This window comes from Rhodobacteraceae bacterium D3-12 (genome assembly GCA_025916135.1).
Taxonomy (GTDB): domain Bacteria; phylum Pseudomonadota; class Alphaproteobacteria; order Rhodobacterales; family Rhodobacteraceae; genus JAKGBX01.
On record CP104793.1, the window covers coordinates 4,173,114 to 4,190,478 of the forward strand.

The 17,365-nt window shown below is 60.5% G+C and carries 14 protein-coding genes and 2 pseudogenes; 12 read left to right on the forward strand and 4 right to left on the reverse strand.

Features of this window, described 5'->3' with window-relative positions; translation table 11 throughout:
* Nucleotides 1-48: 48 nt before the first annotated feature.
* From tsaE to trxA, 6 genes and pseudogenes are all read left to right on the forward strand, one after another.
* The gene (tsaE, locus tag N4R57_20475; GenBank protein UYV37294.1) at nucleotides 49-525 is read left to right on the forward strand and encodes a tRNA (adenosine(37)-N6)-threonylcarbamoyltransferase complex ATPase subunit type 1 TsaE; all 477 of its coding nucleotides are present in this window, start codon (nucleotides 49-51) and stop codon (nucleotides 523-525) included.
* Nucleotides 518-1,540, forward strand: coding sequence for a phosphotransferase (locus N4R57_20480; protein UYV37295.1), 1,023 nt, complete (start codon nucleotides 518-520; stop codon nucleotides 1,538-1,540). The genes tsaE and N4R57_20480 overlap by 8 nt, the downstream gene beginning before the upstream one ends.
* A complete protein-coding gene (locus N4R57_20485) occupies nucleotides 1,516-2,208 on the forward strand; it encodes a nucleotidyltransferase family protein (GenBank protein ID UYV37296.1) in 693 nt (230 codons plus the stop codon). The genes N4R57_20480 and N4R57_20485 overlap by 25 nt, the downstream gene beginning before the upstream one ends.
* A pseudogene (gene addB, locus N4R57_20490) lies at nucleotides 2,201-5,133 on the forward strand (double-strand break repair protein AddB). The gene N4R57_20485 and the pseudogene addB overlap by 8 nt, the downstream one beginning before the upstream one ends.
* Entirely contained in the window at nucleotides 5,130-8,528 is a 3,399-nt protein-coding gene (gene addA, locus N4R57_20495; GenBank protein ID UYV37297.1) for a double-strand break repair helicase AddA, read from the forward strand. The pseudogene addB and the gene addA overlap by 4 nt, the downstream one beginning before the upstream one ends.
* A 41-nt stretch (nucleotides 8,529-8,569) precedes the next feature.
* Nucleotides 8,570-8,890 carry a thioredoxin gene (trxA, locus tag N4R57_20500; GenBank protein UYV37298.1) on the forward strand — a complete coding sequence of 107 codons (321 nt, stop codon included), beginning with the start codon at nucleotides 8,570-8,572 and terminating at the stop codon, nucleotides 8,888-8,890.
* Nucleotides 8,891-8,959: 69 nt separating this feature from the next.
* Here trxA and N4R57_20505 read toward each other — a convergent pair whose 3' ends face one another.
* Nucleotides 8,960-9,871, reverse strand: a complete 912-nt coding sequence (locus tag N4R57_20505; GenBank protein UYV37299.1) for a capsular biosynthesis protein — start codon at nucleotides 9,869-9,871, stop codon at nucleotides 8,960-8,962.
* 97 nt (nucleotides 9,872-9,968) lie between these two features.
* On the opposite strand from N4R57_20505, the gene hslV reads away from it, so the two are divergent.
* Genes hslV through N4R57_20530 form a run of 5 tightly spaced genes read left to right on the forward strand, consistent with a single transcriptional unit; the run spans nucleotide 9,969 to nucleotide 14,496 of the window.
* A complete protein-coding gene (hslV, locus tag N4R57_20510; GenBank protein ID UYV37300.1) occupies nucleotides 9,969-10,526 on the forward strand; it encodes an ATP-dependent protease subunit HslV in 558 nt (185 codons plus the stop codon).
* Nucleotides 10,523-11,587, forward strand: coding sequence for a hypothetical protein (locus N4R57_20515; GenBank protein UYV37301.1), 1,065 nt, complete (start codon nucleotides 10,523-10,525; stop codon nucleotides 11,585-11,587). Before hslV ends, N4R57_20515 begins: the two co-directional genes overlap by 4 nt.
* An 8-nt stretch (nucleotides 11,588-11,595) precedes the next feature.
* Nucleotides 11,596-12,909: an ATP-dependent protease ATPase subunit HslU gene (gene hslU / locus N4R57_20520; protein UYV37302.1), complete on the forward strand. Its 1,314-nt coding sequence runs from the start codon at nucleotides 11,596-11,598 to the stop codon at nucleotides 12,907-12,909.
* A 30-nt stretch (nucleotides 12,910-12,939) separates the two neighbouring features.
* Nucleotides 12,940-13,224 carry a hypothetical protein gene (locus N4R57_20525; GenBank protein UYV37303.1) on the forward strand — a complete coding sequence of 95 codons (285 nt, stop codon included), beginning with the start codon at nucleotides 12,940-12,942 and terminating at the stop codon, nucleotides 13,222-13,224.
* Nucleotides 13,225-13,272: 48 nt separating this feature from the next.
* Entirely contained in the window at nucleotides 13,273-14,496 is a 1,224-nt protein-coding gene (locus N4R57_20530) for an MFS transporter (GenBank protein UYV37304.1), read from the forward strand.
* On the opposite strand, the gene N4R57_20535 is transcribed toward N4R57_20530, so the two are convergent.
* The 3 genes and pseudogenes from N4R57_20535 to N4R57_20545 all read right to left on the reverse strand — a co-directional run bounded on the left by N4R57_20535 (nucleotide 14,479) and on the right by N4R57_20545 (nucleotide 16,764).
* Nucleotides 14,479-15,075: a Smr/MutS family protein gene (locus N4R57_20535; GenBank protein ID UYV37305.1), complete on the reverse strand. Its 597-nt coding sequence runs from the start codon at nucleotides 15,073-15,075 to the stop codon at nucleotides 14,479-14,481. The two genes, N4R57_20530 and N4R57_20535, sit on opposite strands and share 18 nt — an antisense overlap.
* Nucleotides 15,072-16,109: a murein transglycosylase A gene (locus N4R57_20540; protein UYV37306.1), complete on the reverse strand. Its 1,038-nt coding sequence runs from the start codon at nucleotides 16,107-16,109 to the stop codon at nucleotides 15,072-15,074. Before N4R57_20540 ends, N4R57_20535 begins: the two co-directional genes overlap by 4 nt.
* Nucleotides 16,106-16,764, reverse strand: a pseudogene (locus N4R57_20545) (Tim44/TimA family putative adaptor protein). Before N4R57_20545 ends, N4R57_20540 begins: the two are co-directional and overlap by 4 nt.
* Nucleotides 16,765-16,872: 108 nt before the next feature.
* Here N4R57_20545 and N4R57_20550 point away from each other — a divergent pair.
* Entirely contained in the window at nucleotides 16,873-17,358 is a 486-nt protein-coding gene (locus tag N4R57_20550) for an FxsA family protein (GenBank protein UYV37307.1), read from the forward strand.
* Nucleotides 17,359-17,365 lie beyond the last annotated feature (7 nt).

The window sequence follows — 17,365 nt, forward strand, 5'->3', positions numbered from 1 at the left end:
ACAACGAATGTGACTTGCAGGGGCGGCCTGTGTGAGTAATCTCGCCCCATGCCGCTATCGCCATTTCACCTTTCCCTGTCGTCGCCTAACCAAACCGCTGAATTAGCGGCCCGTTTGGGTGCAACCCTATCGCCCGGCGATACGATTTTGCTGTCTGGCGGGATAGGCGCTGGCAAAACCCATTTTGCCCGCGCATTGATCCAGTCACTTCAGACCCAGCCTGAGGATGTCCCCTCGCCGACATTCACGCTGGTGCAAGTCTATGACACCCCCGCGGGAGAGCTCTGGCACTCTGATCTCTATCGTCTTAGCCAACCCGATGAAGTCATAGAACTCGGGCTGGTCGACGCTTTCGAAACTGCAATATGTCTGGTTGAATGGCCCGACCGTCTGGGCGATTTTGCGCCTCCGGGTGCGTTATCGCTGGCCTTTGCATTGGGTCTTGCCGAAGGTGAGCGGCAACTCACCCTGACGTGGCAAGACGCGGGTTGGGACGCGCGGCTAAAGGGGCTCTTGGATGGCTGACAGACAGACACTCATCAACGATTTTCTCAAATCGAACGGATGGGCAGATGCCACCCGCGCGCCGCTCGCCGGGGATGCGTCGAACCGCCGATATGAACGGCTTTCCCATCCTACCCTCGGGCCAGCGGTCCTGATGGATGCGCCACCGGATCGGGGCGAAGACACCCGCCCTTTCGTGCACATTGCCGAACATCTCGCGGCTCTGGGCCTGTCGGCCCCGACCATCATCGCCAAGGATTCCGCGCTGGGGTTTCTCCTGCTCGAAGATCTCGGTGATGCGCTGTTCGCCCGCGTGCTCCAAAATAACCCCGCGCTTGAAACCCCCCTCTATCAGGCAGCAACCGATGTCTTGCTAAACCTCCACAACGCGCCGCTTCCGCCTTCGCTCAAGGCTTACGATCCTGCGCTTATGGCGGACATGGCGGCGTTGGCGTTCGATTGGTATCTCGGCCAGGCGACCACGCCCGATCCCACCGCCCGCGACCGGTTTGTCCGGACCTTCCAGTCTGAGCTAGAGCAATTCGCCAACGATAAATCGGTTCTCATTCAGCGCGACTATCACGCCGAAAACCTGCTTTGGCTGCCTGAACGCACCGGCCCCGCCCGTGTTGGTTTGCTCGATTTCCAAGACGCCATGACAGGTCACCCCGCCTATGATCTTGTCTCGCTTTTGCAAGACGCCCGCCGCGATGTGCCACCCGCGACCGAACGCGCGATGATTGATCGCTACGTTGCCAAATCCGGCGTCGATGCCGGTGCGTTTGAACGGGCCTTGCACCTGCTTGGCGCTCAACGAAACCTTCGGATCATCGGCGTCTTCGCCCGGTTGTGTCTCCGCGATGCCAAGGCCCACTACGTCGATCTTATCCCGCGCGTCTGGGGTCTTTTGCAACGCGACCTCGATCACCCCGCGCTCACTTCTGTAGCGCCAATTGTGCGGGCGGCTCTTCCCACGCCTGATGCGTCCCTCTTGAACAGGTTAAAAGACAAATGCGGCCAAGTCCCGACGCCATAATGCTCTTTGCGGCTGGCTTTGGCACCCGCATGGGCGCTTTGACCGCCGAACAGCCAAAGCCGATGATCCCGGTCGCCGGACGCCCGCTGATCGACCACGCGCTTGACCTTGTTGAGCCGCTGAATTTGTCGCGCACCGTGGTCAACCTGCACTACAAACCCGCCCCCCTCAAACAGCATCTCGCCACGCGCAACGTCATGTTTTCCGAGGAAACCCCAAACATTCTCGAAACCGGCGGTGGCTTGCGCCACGCCTTGCCGCTTCTCAGGGACGGTCCGGTCTACACGATGAACACTGATGCCGTTTGGCGTGGCCCGAACCCGCTGACCATCCTGCGCGAGGCATGGAACCCTACGCTCATGGACGCGCTGTTGATCCTCGTGCCCCGCGACCACGCAATAGGGCACAAGGGCAAGGGCGATTTTCTGCTCGGCCCAGACGGACAAATCACACGCGGCCCCGGCCATGTCTATGGAGGCGTGCAGATCGTTAAAACCGACGCGCTGCCCGCGATCCAAGAACCGGCGTTCTCGCTCAATGTTCTGTGGAACAGCATGGCGCAAAACGCCCGCCTGTTCGGTATCGAATACCCCGGTCAATGGTGTGATGTCGGCAACCCAGATGGCATAAGGCTGGCTGAAAACCTATTGGAACACCCCGATGTTTGAGCCGTCCACAAAACCCCGCGTCTTCGCCCTTGCTCCGGGGTCGACTTTCCCCGCGCGCTGGTCTCGGGTCTGCTCGCGCGGCATCATGGGCAGCCCCCCGAAGCCCTCGCTCAGGTCGAGTTGATCGTCAATACGCGCCGAATGGCGCGGCGTATCCGCGCCTTGTTCGATGACGGTCCTGCGCTGTTGCTGCCGCGCATCCGCCTCGTCACCGATCTTGCCGATGACGTGGCGCTCGCCGAAATCCCTGCGCCGGTCGCGCCCCTTCGGCGCCGTCTTGAACTGCTCCAGCTTGTCGCGCAATTTCTCGACGCCGCCCCCGAATTCGCGCCGCGCTCTGCGCTGTTTGACCTCGCAGAGAGCCTCGCCGGGTTGATGGCTGAAATGCAGGGCGAGGGCGTCACCCCCGAAGACATCGCCCGCCTCGATGTTGAGGATCAATCAGGCCACTGGGGTCGCACCCAAACCTTCCTCGCCATCGTTCAAAGCTATTTTGATGCGACCCACGCCGCCCCCGATGCCGAAGCCCGCCAACGTCACGTTATCGAACACCTCATCAACCGCTGGGCCGACACCCCGCCCGAACATCCGATCATCGTCGCCGGGTCTACCGGGTCTCGCGGGGCGACACAGCTTTTGATGCAAGCGGTCGCAAAACTGCCCCAAGGCGCGCTCGTCCTGCCGGGATTTGATTTCGACATGCCCGCCGCGCTCTGGCCCACGCTTGATGATCCCCTCATGGCCGAAGATCACCCGCAATTCCGCTTCTACGCTTTGATGAAAGCGCTTCAGCTTCAGTTGGGTGACATCTCCAATTGGGCGGAAATCGACCCGCCCTGCCCCGAACGCAACGCGCTTGTGTCGCTTGCCCTGCGACCGGCGCCAATAACCGACCAATGGATGCGCGAGGGGCCTGCCCTGCCATCGCTCGAGACCGCAACCCGCGACATGACCCTTGTTGAGGCGCCCACCGCGCGGCTCGAAGCACTCTCTATCGCCTTGCGTCTGCGCCAAGCCGCCCAAGACGGCCAAACCGCCGCGCTGATCACCCCTGACCGCAGCCTCACACGCCAAGTCGCCGCCGCGCTCGACCGCTGGAACATCCTGCCCGATGACAGCGCCGGACAACCTCTGCCTCTGTCACCCATCGGCCGCTTGCTCCGCCATGTCGCCGCATTGTTCGAAGGGCCGCTCACAGCAGAAAGCCTGCTGACCCTGCTCAAACATCCGCTCACCCATGGCGCCGATGACCGTGGCAATCACCTGCGCTTTACCCGCGATCTCGAGCTTTTCCTGCGCGCAAGCGGGCCGCCCTATCCAGATGCCACAACCTTCAACGATTGGGCCAGCCGTGAGAAGGTGACCGTTGATCCGCAATGGGTCACATGGCTTTGTGAAACCTTCTGCGCCCGCGAAGCGCCCGGTGATGCCCCCTTTGGCGAACGACTACAAAATCACCTCGACTTGCTCGCCCTTGTTGTGCGCGGCGGCAACCCGGATGCCACCCCGCGCCTGTGGGAAAAAGAAGACGGCCAAGAAGCCAATAAGATCATCACCGCGCTCAAGGAAGCTGCCGATGCCGGTGGCGACATGTCGGCGTTTGACTACTCCAATCTCCTCAACGCCGTTCTCGCCGGTGGTGAGGTGCGCCAAACTCTGACGCCCCATCCCGACATCCTGATCTGGGGCACGCTCGAAGCGCGTGTTCAGGGCGCAGACTTGCTCATCATTTCCGGCCTCAACGAAGGCTCTTGGCCCGAACCGCCGTCGCCCGACCCTTGGCTCAACCGCAAAATGCGCTTCGATGCGGGCCTGTTGCTGCCCGAACGGCGTATCGGTCTCTCGGCGCATGACTTCCAACAAGCGATTGCCGCGCCCGAAGTTATGCTCACCCGGTCGCTCAAATCTGACGAAGCCGAAAACGTTCCCTCCCGCTGGCTCAACCGGTTGGTCAACCTGCTCGACGGGCTGCCCAACCAAGGCGGCGACACCGTTCTTGCGTCGATGAAATCACGCGGCGCGCATTGGCTCGCCGTTGCCAACGCACTCGAAGAGCCGACACCCGTTGAACCGGCCCACCGACCGGCCCCGCGCCCGCCCATCGACACGCGCCCGCGCAAACTCTCCGTCACCCAGATCAAACGCCTGATCCGCGACCCCTATGCCATCTATGCCCGCCACGTCTTGCGCCTGAAACCGCTCGATCCGCTGATGCGTGCGCCCGACGCCCTCACCCGCGGGATCGTGCTGCATGACGTGATGGAGGCTTTCGTTCGCGAAAGCACCGACACACCAGAGAGCCTGACCGCTGATCGTCTTATCGCCATCGCCCGCGACGTGCTCGAACAAAAGGTGCCATGGCCCGCCGCGCGTCTCATGTGGCTCGCCCGGATCGAACGCGTCGCCGGGGGCTTCGTCGTTGATGAACATAAGCGGCAGGCCAATGGCACGCCGCTCGACTATGAAATCTATGGCACAGCCGAGATCAAAGAGCTGGGCTTTACCCTCTCCTGCATGGCCGATCGGATTGATCAGGGCGACTCGGGCCTGATGATTTATGACTATAAAACCGGCGCGCCTCCGGGGGTGAAAGAGCAGACGCATTTCGACAAACAGCTCTTGTTAGAAACTGTTATCGCCGAAAAAGGTGGGTTCAAAAATGTGCCGGCCACGCATGTCTCCGCCGCCTATTATGTCGGCCTAGGCGCAAAACCCGGTCAATTCGCGGCGCCCCTCGACAAGCAACCCCCAGAGCGCGTCTGGGCGGAATTTTGCAGCCTGATCGCAAGCTATCTGAGCAAAGACCAAGGCTTCCTGTCGCGCCGCGCAATGTTCAAAAGCGAGGACACTGGCGATTATGACCATCTCGCCCGCTACGGCGAATGGGACATCACCCAAGATCCGGTGCCAGAGGTGCTGACATGACTGCAATGAATGACGCCACCCGCGCCCAGATCACTGCCGCTTTGCCGGATCAATCCACATGGCTCGCCGCGAACGCCGGATCGGGCAAGACCAAAGTGTTGACTGACCGCGTTGCCCGCCTTTTGCTGGACGAGGTTAACCCACAGCACATCCTCTGCCTGACCTATACCAAGGCCGCAGCATCAGAGATGCAGAACCGCCTGTTCCGGCGGTTGGGCAAATGGGCGATGCTGCCCGATGCCGACCTGCGCAAGGAACTGGCCGAGCTTGGCATCAGTGGTGCAATCGACCCTATCAAGCTTGCCCAGGCACGACGCCTCTTTGCCAGAGCGATCGAAACCCCCGGCGGTCTCAAAATTCAAACGATCCACGCGTTTTGTTCCTCAATCCTGCGCCGTTTCCCCCTCGAAGCCGGGATTTCTCCGCGGTTTACTGAGATGGACGACCGTTCTGCCACGCTTCTGCGTCAAGACGTGATCGAACGTATGGCCCTAGGCGCTGAACGCCCGCTGGTTCAGGACATCGCCCGCTATCTCGGCGCCGATGATGCGATGGACACGCTGACCCAAGAAATCTGCAAGCACGCCGAGTCCCTCCTAGCAGAGCAACCCGAATCCGAGATTCTGTCGTTCTTTGATCTGCCCGAAGGCGTCACCGCCTCAACGATTGAATCGGCCGTTTTTCTTGGTAGTGAGCAGCACATCCTCGACAGTTTGATCCCCGCGCTCAAGGCCGGTTCATCGACCGATCAAAAAAATGCCGCAAAACTCTCTGCGCTCACCGGGCTGGGCCTCGCGTCGCTGCCAGTGCTGGAATCGGTTTTCCTAAATGGCAAAGGAGCGAAAGAGCCGTTTTCAGCCAAGTTAGGCTCATTTCCGACCAAGGGAACACAGGCTGGCATTGCCGCGATCATGCCTGAACTCGAAAACTGGATGCAGCGCGTCGAAAGCGCCCGCACCCAACGTCTCGGCTTTGCCGCGGCACGGCAAACCATCGCTCTGCACCGCTTCGCCCGCGCCTTCCTCACCCATTACGAGGCCGAAAAGCTTGTTCGTGGCTGGCTCGATTTTGACGACCTCATCAACCGCGCCCGTCTGCTGCTCAACGATGATCATGTCGCCGCCTGGGTGCTCTACCGGCTTGATGGCGGGATTGATCATATCCTCGTTGACGAAGCCCAAGACACGTCACCGGCGCAATGGAACGTGATTGACCAACTGGCACGGGAATTCACCAGCGGCCAGGGTGCACGCGCCGACATCACCCGCACTATTTTTGTTGTCGGTGACAAGAAACAGTCGATCTATTCGTTTCAGGGCGCTGACCCGCGTGAATTCGACCGGATGCGCGCCGAATTTGGCGACCGCCTCGCCACGACCGATCGACCGCTGCAAAATCTGATGCTGGAACATTCGTTCCGCTCGTCCCACGCGATCCTCTCGCTTGTTGATGCCACTTTCGAAGGCCGCACCGCTGCTGGCTTTACGACCGATCAAAAGCACCGCGCGTTTTTTGACACCCTTCCCGGCCGAATTGACATCTGGCCCCCCGTCGAGAAATCAGACCCGCCAGAGGACAAAGGCTGGAACGACCCGGTTGACCTCGTCGGCCCAGAAGACCCCGACAATGTGCTCGCAAAGCAAATCGCGTCCGAAATCAAATCCCTCATCGGAAACGAGCATATTCCGGTGAAACAGAGCAACAATCCCGGCATTTCAAAGCGTCTCATTCATGCCGGCGACTTCCTTGTTCTGGTTCAGCGCCGCTCGCGGCTGTTTCACGCCATCATTCGTGAATGCAAAGCCCAGAACCTGCCCATCGCGGGCGCTGACCGGCTTCGTATCGGCGGCGAACTGGCAGTTCGCGACATCACCGCTCTGCTCAAATTTCTCGCCACGCCCGAAGATGACCTTTCCCTCGCCGCCGCGCTGAAATCTCCTCTGTTCGGCTGGTCCGAGCAAGAGCTTTTCACCCTCGCCCAAGGCCGCAAAGGCTTCCTTTGGGCCGCGCTGCGCGATGCCGCCTTGGATCACCCCGAAACGCTTAACATTCTCGATGATCTGCGTCGGCAAACCGACTATCTGCGCCCCTATGATTTGATCGAGCGGATTTTGACGCGGCACAATGGCCGGTTGAACCTGCTTGGCCGTCTCGGGCAAGAGGCCGAAGACGGGATCGACGCGCTTTTGGCGCAATCGCTGGCCTATGATCGCGGCACCGTGCCCTCGCTCACCGGGTTTCTGGTCTGGCTCGAAACTGACGAGGTCGAGATCAAGCGCCAGATGGAAGGGGCAGGGCGACAAATCCGGGTAATGACCGTTCACGCCGCCAAAGGTCTGGAAGCACCCATCGTGATTTTGCCCGACACCGGCAGGCGCAAAAACGATATCCGCGCCCAATTGCTTGGCCGCGATCCGCTGATCTGGAAGCCCCGCGCCGATGATACCCCGCCCCAAGTGACGGCACTGATCGACGACGCCAAGCAGCGCAATCTGGAAGAGCGCGACCGGTTGCTCTATGTCGCCATGACGCGGGCGGAAAAATGGCTGATCGTGGCCTCTACCGGCGACCCGATGGATGATCCTGAAAGTTGGTATTACAAAATCCAAACCGGCATGACAGCCCGCGGCGCCGAGCCGAAACTCTTTGCCGCAGGCAACGGTTTACGCCTCGAACATGGTGATTGGGCCGGGTTAGAGACGTTTTTGGAAGAGGCTTCGACAACCACCAAAGCCGCGCTCCCCCCGTGGCACAATCAAATCGCCCCCATCCCGGAGCCACGCGCCAAATCGCTCTCGCCCTCCGATCTCGGCGGCGCCAAGGCGCTCCCCGGTGAGGCGGGACAGGACGAAGACGCCGCCAAACGCTATGGTCGGCAAATCCACCGTCTGCTCGAATTCCTGCCGGACCACCCGCAGGAAAACTGGCCCGCCACAGCGCAAATTCTTTTGCGCTCCGGCCCCGATGCTGCCGACGACACCACCATCGCCAGCCTGCTTCAAGATGCGAAAAAGGTGCTGACCAATCCCGACCTTGCCGCGCTATTCTCTGGCAATGCACTGGCCGAAGTGCCTGTTGCCGCCAGCCTGCCGGAATTAAACATGCGTCAGATCCACGGCATTATCGACCGTTTGATCATTTCTGACACAGAAATCCTCGCCGTTGATTTTAAATCCAACGCGGTTGTCCCGGCCACACCTGCCGCCTGCCCCGACGGGTTGCTGCGGCAAATGGGCGCTTATCAATCGGCTCTGACACAGGTGTTTCCCGGCAAAATCATTGCCACCGCCCTGCTTTGGACCCGAAATGCCACGCTTATGCGCCTGCCACACGATCTGGTGATTGGCGCGCTTACCAACACCCAGATGCTTGACCCGACACCATCGCGGACCTAGGTTCTCGGCAATGCCCGCAACCCCCTTCTCAGGAGAATGACATGGCAACTGTTGCTGTCACCGACGATACCTTCGACGCCGAAGTAAAAAATTCCGACATCCCCGTGGTTGTCGATTTCTGGGCCGAATGGTGCGGCCCTTGCAAAATGATCGGCCCGGTTCTGGAAGAGCTTTCCGGCGAAATGGAAGGCAAAGTCAAAATCGTTAAAGTCAACGTTGACGAAAACCCGAACTCCCCGGCGCAACTTGGCGTTCGCGGTATCCCGGCTCTGTTCATCTTCAAGAACGGCGAAGTGGTGTCCAACACCGCCGGCGCCCGCCCCAAAGCGCAAATGCAAAGCTGGATCGAAGAGTCGATCTAAGCCACGCCCAACTGCCAAACCGATCAAGCCCTGCCCATCGCGGCGGGGCTTTTTCATTTCGCGGCGGCGCTACGTGGGCCAGCCAAACCCGCGCAACCGCGCCGCGATCTTTTCTTCGGCTTCCGGGCGACCTGCGTTAATCGACCTAAGCTGAAGAAACCAATAAAGATAGGCGTCGTAATCCGGCGCAAGATCCGGCGCCATGCCTATCGCAGCTGCGGGTTCGCTCTCCCATACTTTCGCGGCGATGTGGTGAAAATCAATCCGGCCAAACAAAACCAGCGGCTTGCCCCAGAAATACCCGGCAAACCCCGCGCTGGAATTCTGCGTCACGATGTATTTGCACCCCGGCAAAAGCCGCTCGATCTCGCCGACCTCCACGCTCAACCGACGATGCTTTTCGCCAAGCGCCTCAAGCGCGGCGATTTCGGCCTCCCCATAGCTCTCCTTGGGGTGCAACGCAGCGATCACCCGGCGTTTGGGCTCAAACTCCAACACGTCCCGGATCATTTCAATCGGTGCGCATTCCTGAAACGAACGTCGCTCTAACAAACGGCCCTGCAGCGGCACATAAACATGGCCACGCTCTTGCGCTTCCCAGCCGTCAAACCACTTGCGCCGCCAACGCGCCACGAATTGCTTTGCTTCCTCGACCGGCACGCTTGCCGCATAGAAATCATCCAGCGCCACGTCGAATTCCCAGCGCTTCTCGCTCAACTCGATCGACCAAAACGGATAGTAATACGCCCGCCGCACCGTCACCGCCCGGCCATGCGGCGCGGGCTCCATATGAACCACGGCAAATTCCCGCGTCGGATCCGACGCCGCCAATTCCGCCGCGCTGTTGCCGGAAAACTTAAGCGTCATCCCCGCTGCACGCCCGACATTGGCCAGTTTGTTCAGGAAATTATGCGTCCCCGCCTCGGCGCTCTCTTTCAGGCCCGGTTCAAGATAGAAATGCATCACGTTCGGTGTCTTCATGGGCCGCACGCTACGGCCCAGCCCGCGCGGGAACAACCCCACCCTTGCCCCCGCCGCGCCGCATCGCCATATAGGCTCGACAGAGATGGAGGCCCCGATGGCAAAAGACGCGTTTCCCGGTTGGCATGGCACCACCATTATCGGTGTTAAAAAAGGTGGTCAGGTGGTGATCGCCGGTGATGGTCAGGTCTCGCTCGGCCAGACCGTGATCAAAGGCAGCGCCCGCAAAGTCCGCAAGCTCAGCCCCGGTGGCTATGACGTTGTCGCAGGCTTTGCCGGATCAACCGCCGACGCCTTCACCCTCCTTGAACGGCTCGAGGCCAAGCTCGAAGCGACCCCCGGCCAATTGGCCCGTGCCTCGGTCGAGCTGGCCAAGGACTGGCGCACCGACAAATACCTGCAAAAGCTCGAGGCGATGCTGATCGTGACTGACGGCAGCGAACTTCTGGTCATCACCGGCGCGGGTGATGTGCTTGAGCCCGAACATGACGTGACCGCCATCGGCTCGGGTGGCAACTTTGCCCTCGCCGCCGCGCGCGGCATGATGGACAGCGACCAAGACGCCGAAACCATCGCACGCAAGGCCATGGCCATCGCTGCTGACATCTGCGTCTATACCAACGGCAATCTCACGGTCGAGACGATCTCTAAATGATCGACCGCGACGATCTTCGCGCCGCCGTCTCGGCCGGTATCCTGACCGAAGCCCAAGCCGCTTCGCTCACCGGGCTGGCCCATTCCCGCACAGGTGCGCGCGAAAACCTCGCTCCCGGCGATGAACCGTTCGAGCTGTTCAAAGGCTTCAACGAGATTTTCATCGTGATCGGCCTGCTGATCCTTGCCTCTGGCTGGGTCAGCGTAAACGCCGTCGCCATGGCGACCGAGATCGTAAACTACCGCCTTCAGACCATGACAATGGCCGGGATCGGCGCCGTGGTCCTCTGGCTCCTGTCGGAATACTTCATCCGCCGCCGCCGGATGATCGCCCCCGCAATCGCTCTGTCGATCCTCTTCGCGATCAATGCGCTCGTCGGTTTGACGGCCAGTGAATCGCAACCCTTCATGATCGCGCAACAGGACTACTCCAGCCTGCCTTACCCGGTCTTGCTTTCGGCGCTGGCCGTGCTTGTCTATTGGTGGCGCTTTCGCGTGCCCTTCGCCCTTGCCATGATCGCCATCGGGTTGTTCCTCGCCGCGATCCTGATCGCTGCCAATTCCGCTGGCACACCGGGCGATTTCAACGACCTGTTCCAGCTTTCTGTCGACGGGCCGTTCGCCTGGATCACGCTGGCACTCGGGCTGGGCGTCTTCATCGTCGCCATGCTGTTCGACATGAGCGATCCGCACCGCGTCACCCGCCGCGCCGCCAACGGCTTCTGGCTGCATGTCGTCGCCGCGCCCGCGCTGGTCAATACCGTCGCGCTATCCCTGCTCGCGCGTGATAGCGCAGGCGCGCACTTCACTTTGCTTGTCGCGCTCGGCCTTTTTGCGCTCGTTGCCATCGTGATTGACCGCCGCTCGTTTCTGATCACGGCCATCGGCTATATCGTCGTCATGGCCACCACGATCTATACCGATAACAACTGGGCCATGATCATCCTGCTTCTGGGCGTTGCATTGTTGATCCTCGGCGCCTTCTGGGATCGCATTCGCGCGGTCCTTTTGCGGGCCATGCCCTTCCTTCCACTTTCGAAACTTCCGCCATCACTGGGATAGGGCCTCTTATGACCGACCTCACCCCCCGCGAAATCGTCTCCGAACTCGACCGTTTCATCATTGGACAGGCCGACGCCAAACGCGCCGTCGCCGTCGCCCTGCGCAACCGCTGGCGGCGCAAGCAGCTCTCCGATGATCTGCGCGACGAGGTTTACCCAAAGAACATCCTGATGATCGGCCCCACCGGCGTTGGCAAAACAGAAATCTCGCGCCGTCTGGCCAAACTCGCCCGCGCGCCGTTTATCAAGGTCGAAGCCACCAAGTTTACCGAGGTCGGCTATGTCGGGCGTGACGTGGAACAGATCGTGCGCGACCTGATTGATGCCGCCATCGCCATGACCCGCGAGCACATGCGCGAGGATGTCAAAGCCAAGGCCCACCGCGCCGCCGAAGACCGCGTGTTGCGCGCCATCGCTGGTGAAGACGCCCGCGAAGGCACCCTCGAAATGTTCCGCAAAAAGCTGAAATCGGGCGAGCTTGACGCGACCGAGATCGAGCTTGAAGTCGCAGACACCACAAACCCGATGGGCGGCATGTTCGACATTCCCGGCCAACCCGGCGGCGGCCAGATGGGCATGATGAATATCGGCGACATCTTCGGCAAAGCCTTCGGCGGGCGCACCACCCGCAAGAAGCTGACCGTGGCGCAAAGCTATGAGTTGCTGATCTCCGAAGAAGCCGACAAGCTGCTCGATGATGAAATCGTCAACAAGGCCGCTGTTGAGGCGGTCGAACAGAACGGCATCGTTTTCCTTGACGAAATCGACAAGGTCGCCGCCCGTCAGGAAACCCGCGGCGGTGATGTCTCCCGCGAAGGGGTGCAGCGCGACCTGCTGCCCCTGATCGAAGGCACCACCGTGTCGACCAAATATGGCCCGGTCAAAACCGACCATATCCTGTTCATCGCTTCGGGTGCATTCCACATCGCCAAACCGTCCGACCTCCTGCCCGAACTCCAAGGCCGCCTGCCGATCCGCGTCGAACTCCGCGCCCTGACCGAAGACGACTTCGTGCGCATCCTGACCGAAACCGACAACGCCCTGACCCGGCAATACACCGCCCTCATGGCAACCGAAGAAGTCACCGTCGAATTCACCGACGAAGGCATCGCCGCGCTGGCCAAAATCGCAGCGGACGTGAACCAGTCGGTCGAAAACATCGGTGCGCGGCGGCTCTATACCGTGCTTGAGCGCGTGTTCGAAGAACTCTCCTTCACTGCGCCCGACCGTGGCGGCGATGCAATCACCGTCGACGCCGCCTTTGTTGATGAAAACCTCGGCGAACTTACCAAGTCTGCCGATCTCAGCCGCTATGTGCTATAACCCTGCCAACTGAACTTGGCATGGCACAGCATGAGGCGTTTTCTTGACATCACACGCTACCCCGTCCTCGTGATTTTCACGCTGGCCGGGGTCAGCATCGTAATCGTCGCCTATACCTCGTTCAACCTCCTGCACCTCAGCATGCAAAATTTCCGCTATATTGGCGAAAACGGCTGGCTCGCCCTGCAAAGCGGCGCTCTGATCCAACTGCTGCAAATCATCGCCTACGGCGTGGTTTCCCTGTTCTTCTTCATGGTCTTCAAACTCTGCGAAGCCGAAATGGTCCTGCGCTATCGTCGCTGGATTGGGCGCTAGGGCAAGTTCCGCCTTCCCATTCCCGCCAATCTCCGGTTCACATGGCGCATGGGAACGCTCCGCTTCATCCGTGACAATCTGCGCTGGCTCGCCGCCGGCGTTCTGCTCACTTTCATGTCGAGCTTTGGTCAGACCTTCTTTATCTCGATCTTCGCCGGTGAAATCCGGGGTGAGTTCGGGTTAAGCCATGGCCAATGGGGCGGGATCTATACCATCGGCACCACCGCGTCGGCCATTGTCATGGTCTGGGCCGGGGGGCTGACCGACCGGTTCCGCGTGCGCGCGCTTGGTGCGGCGATCCTTGTTCTTTTGTCGCTGGCTTGCCTTTTCATGGCCCGCAACAACGCGGCATGGCTGCTGCCCCTCGTCATTTTCGCGCTCCGCTTCACCGGCCAAGGCATGACAAGCCATATCTCTATGGTCGCCATGTCGCGCTGGTTCATCGCCACGCGCGGGCGGGCGCTTTCTGTCGCCACGCTCGGGTTTTCCATCGGCGAAGCCCTGCTGCCGATCACTTTTGTTGCCCTGATGGTCAGCTATGATTGGCGCACGCTCTGGCTCGTTGCCGCCCTGGTTGCCTTGTTCGGCATGCCCGCGCTCTATGCGCTGCTGCGACAGGAACGCACCCCGCAATCCTTCATGGCCTCGGAAAGCACGACCGGAATGGAGGGCCGCCACTGGACCCGCAATCAGGCCTTCGCGCATTTCCTCTTCTGGTTCATGGTCCCCGCAATCCTTGGGCCCGGCGCGTTCAATACGGCGTTTTTCTTTCATCAGGTCCACCTCGCCGAGGTCAAAGGCATGTCGCATGTCGCCCTCGTCGCGCTATTTCCGCTCTATACGATCATGACCACCGGGTTCATGCTGATCGCTGGCTTCCTGATCGACCGCTTCGGCCCCGTGCGCCTGATCCCGTTTATCCAGATCCCCATCGCCATCGGCTTTGTCTTCTTCGCCTATGCCGATGGCGTTGCGGGCATGATGATCGGGCTCCTGTTCCTTGCCCTCACATCCGGCACAATGGCGACCATGCCCAATGCCTTCTGGGCCGAGATCTACGGCACCGGTCATATCGGCTCGGTCAAGGCGATGGTCGCGGCGGTCATGGTGTTCGGCTCTGCCATCGGGCCGGGGATCACCGGGCTGGGCATTGACCTTGGCCTTGGCATCGAAACGCAATTCTTGCTGATCTCGGGCTATTTCGTCTTTGCCACTGTGATGATGATGATCGGCGTCGCGCGGGTGCGCGCGGTCCTATCGGTTGCGACGTAGATAAACGTAATACGCCCCGCCACCGCCATGCTTGAGATGCGCCTCGGCGACCTGCAACACCGCTTGCGCCAGCGGCGGAACCGACAACCAATGCGGCACCTGATGGCGCAAAACGCCATAGCGCACAGGGATCGGCCCGCCCTCATCCCGGTGCTTGCCCTTGCCGGTGATCACCAGAACCAACCGCTTGCCGTCCGCCTGCGCCCGCAGGATGAACGACAATAACCGCGGATGCGCCTGATCCAACGTCATTCCGTGCAGGTCCAGCTTGCCTTCCGGCTTCATCTTGCCACGCTTCAACTTGGCATGCGCCTTGCGATCCATCTTGACCGGCGCAGTGGCCAACCGCTCGGAAACCGGCGGAACAAGATCATGCGCGCCGGGCTTTGATGGCGCGCGCCCCATTTCAAACCCACCCATCTGCGCCATCGGGTGCGCTATCGGGCGCTTGCTTGGCTTTGGTTTCGGCTTGGGGATCGGCGCTTCATGCGGCTTGCCTTCGGGATGCAACCGTTCTGCGGTCTGCGACACCTTGCGCCACAGGGCAATCTCTTCCTCAGACAGCTTGCGCCGGGTCATTCCACATCCACAGGCAACATGGCAAACGCCCGCTGGATCGGCATCAAAACCACCATGCGCCCCGGATCACGCAACCGCCCCGCCGCGCGACCCGCTTCATCACCGGTGCCAAAGAAAACATCAGCCCGCTGTGCGCCCTTGATCGCCGATCCGGTGTCCTGTGCGATCATCAAACGGTTCAGCGGCCCCTTGCCACCCTTTTCAATCCAAACCGGCGCGCCCAATGGCGTATACCGCCGATCCACTGCGATTGAACGCATCGCCGTAATCGACCGGTTCATCGCCCCCAGCGGCCCCTTATGCGCAGGCACCTTGTTGACCGTGCGAAAGAACACATAGGACGGGTTATGCCGAAGAAGCTCCAGCCCTTCGACCGGATTGCGCCGCACCCAGTTCTTGATCACATCCGCGCTCACCTGATGGGCCTGATAAATCCCCCGCCGGATCAACTCGACCCCGACCGAGCGATAGTTGTGCCCGTTTGACCCGCCATAGCCGACGCGCACATGCGTTCCGTCCCGCATCCGGATCCGCCCTGATCCCTGCACCTGTAGGAAAAACAGCTCGACCGGGTCATCGACCCAAGCGATCTCCAAACCACGGCCGCGCATCATCTCGCCGGTTTCGATCTCTCGCCGGTTCAACCACCGGCCCGCGCGCTTGGCCTCGGGCGGCATCCGATACACCGGAAACCTGAACCGCGCCGACGGGTATTTATCCCCCTCAAGCTCCGGCTCGAAATATCCGGTAAACAGCGGCTCGTTGCCGTCCTCGATCAACACCGGGCGGAAGAACAGCTCGAAAAACGCCTTGGCGTCGGTTTGATCCGCCGCCAGCGCACAGAGAGAGCGCCAGTCAGGATCGTCCATATCCCGACAGGTATCGCGAAACACGACAAGGGCGGCAGAATGATCATCATCCTCCCACCCTTTTAATTCGTCAAAACTCAACAGGCTGTATTCAACTTCGGACGCTGACGCAGACGTGCCCATCATCAGGCCCGCCAGCAAAAGCGCCCGCACCACACGGATCATTCGCCCGTGGCGACAAGCTGCCAGTTGGGATCGTTCGACCCCATGACGCGCTCAAACGTCCAGATATCTTTCTGACGTTTGACCTTGCCTTCCTCGCCCTCGATAATTTCACCGGCCCGGTTGCGCACAACACTGGTCAGCTCACCAACAAACTTGACCGAAACCTCGCCCGCGCGTGTTGCCTCGTCGAACGCGGCATTGACCAGCGACAATTCCCGCACACCGATGAATTCCGCCTCAATCTGAAGCCCCTCTTTCTCGCGATGTTCGACAACACCGGCAAAGGCTTCATAAACATCCTCGGCCAAGAACTCCTTGATCCCGGCAAGATCGCCATTTTCAAACCCCATAAGGATCATCTCATAAGCACCGCGCGCGCCCTGAAGAAACTCGGCCACATGAAAACTCGGCTCGGCTCTCTTCATCTGCGCCAGCGCAAGCGCCGTCGGGCTGCCCTCTTCGGCATGGTCCAGAATGTCGTGGTCCGGTCCGCCGTCGATCACTTCGAAATCCCGGCGCGGTTTTGAAGACGCTTCCGGGCGCGGTGCAGGTGGCGCTTCGAACCCATCGCGGTCCCAAGCACATTTTTCAAACGCAGAATCAGGAAAATGGCGATACCAGCCAGCACAAGAAGCGAGATAATGGGCGAGTTCATATGGGTCCTCTTTCGGGCCAACACTTTGAAACGGGCGTGACCTGCACTTATGTATATACGAGGCGCGGTCAAGTCCATTGCGCCAATCACCTTCAAGGAGTTACCAAGATGTGGCTGTTTCTGGCGTTTATCGCCATTCCGATGATCGAAATCGCTCTGTTCATTCAGGTCGGTGGCGCGATTGGCCTTGGCTATACGCTGCTGATCGTGGTCCTGACGGCGGTTTTGGGCACATGGCTCGTCCGCTCCCAAGGGGTCGCCGCGCTCACCGATGTTCAACGCTCGTTTTCCGAGCTGAACAACCCCGCCGAACCGCTCGCTCATGGGGCGATGATCCTGTTTTCCGGCACGCTGCTTTTGACCCCTGGGTTCTTCACTGACGCTATCGGCTTTGCCCTGCTCGTTCCCGGCATTCGCCGTGCCGTGTTCAATTGGGCCCGGTCGCGCATCACCGTGATCAGTTTCTCGGTCGGCCCCGATCCGCGCACCACACGCCAACCACAAGACGGTGGTGACGTGATTGACGGCGATTTTCGTGAAATCGACCCCTCAAATAAGGCCACACACAAGCCTTCGGGGTGGACAAAGCACTGAGTTTCGA

What these genes read in the sequence shown, in the direction of transcription:
- N4R57_20540 (UYV37306.1), bottom strand. Translation starts at nt 16,109, where the DNA reads ATGATCCGTGTGGTGCGGGCGCTTTTGCTGGCGGGCCTGATGATGGGC.
- hslV (UYV37300.1), top strand. Translation starts at nt 9,969, where the DNA reads ATGGCAAAAGACGCGTTTCCCGGTTGGCATGGCACCACCATTATCGGT.
- N4R57_20535 (UYV37305.1), bottom strand. Translation starts at nt 15,075, where the DNA reads ATGACCCGGCGCAAGCTGTCTGAGGAAGAGATTGCCCTGTGGCGCAAG.
- addA (UYV37297.1), top strand. Translation starts at nt 5,130, where the DNA reads ATGACTGCAATGAATGACGCCACCCGCGCCCAGATCACTGCCGCTTTG.
- N4R57_20530 (UYV37304.1), top strand. Translation starts at nt 13,273, where the DNA reads ATGGGAACGCTCCGCTTCATCCGTGACAATCTGCGCTGGCTCGCCGCC.
- N4R57_20550 (UYV37307.1), top strand. Translation starts at nt 16,873, where the DNA reads ATGTGGCTGTTTCTGGCGTTTATCGCCATTCCGATGATCGAAATCGCT.
- N4R57_20480 (UYV37295.1), top strand. Translation starts at nt 518, where the DNA reads ATGGCTGACAGACAGACACTCATCAACGATTTTCTCAAATCGAACGGA.
- trxA (UYV37298.1), top strand. Translation starts at nt 8,570, where the DNA reads ATGGCAACTGTTGCTGTCACCGACGATACCTTCGACGCCGAAGTAAAA.
- N4R57_20525 (UYV37303.1), top strand. Translation starts at nt 12,940, where the DNA reads ATGAGGCGTTTTCTTGACATCACACGCTACCCCGTCCTCGTGATTTTC.
- N4R57_20505 (UYV37299.1), bottom strand. Translation starts at nt 9,871, where the DNA reads ATGAAGACACCGAACGTGATGCATTTCTATCTTGAACCGGGCCTGAAA.
- hslU (UYV37302.1), top strand. Translation starts at nt 11,596, where the DNA reads ATGACCGACCTCACCCCCCGCGAAATCGTCTCCGAACTCGACCGTTTC.
- N4R57_20515 (UYV37301.1), top strand. Translation starts at nt 10,523, where the DNA reads ATGATCGACCGCGACGATCTTCGCGCCGCCGTCTCGGCCGGTATCCTG.
- N4R57_20485 (UYV37296.1), top strand. Translation starts at nt 1,516, where the DNA reads ATGCGGCCAAGTCCCGACGCCATAATGCTCTTTGCGGCTGGCTTTGGC.
- tsaE (UYV37294.1), top strand. Translation starts at nt 49, where the DNA reads ATGCCGCTATCGCCATTTCACCTTTCCCTGTCGTCGCCTAACCAAACC.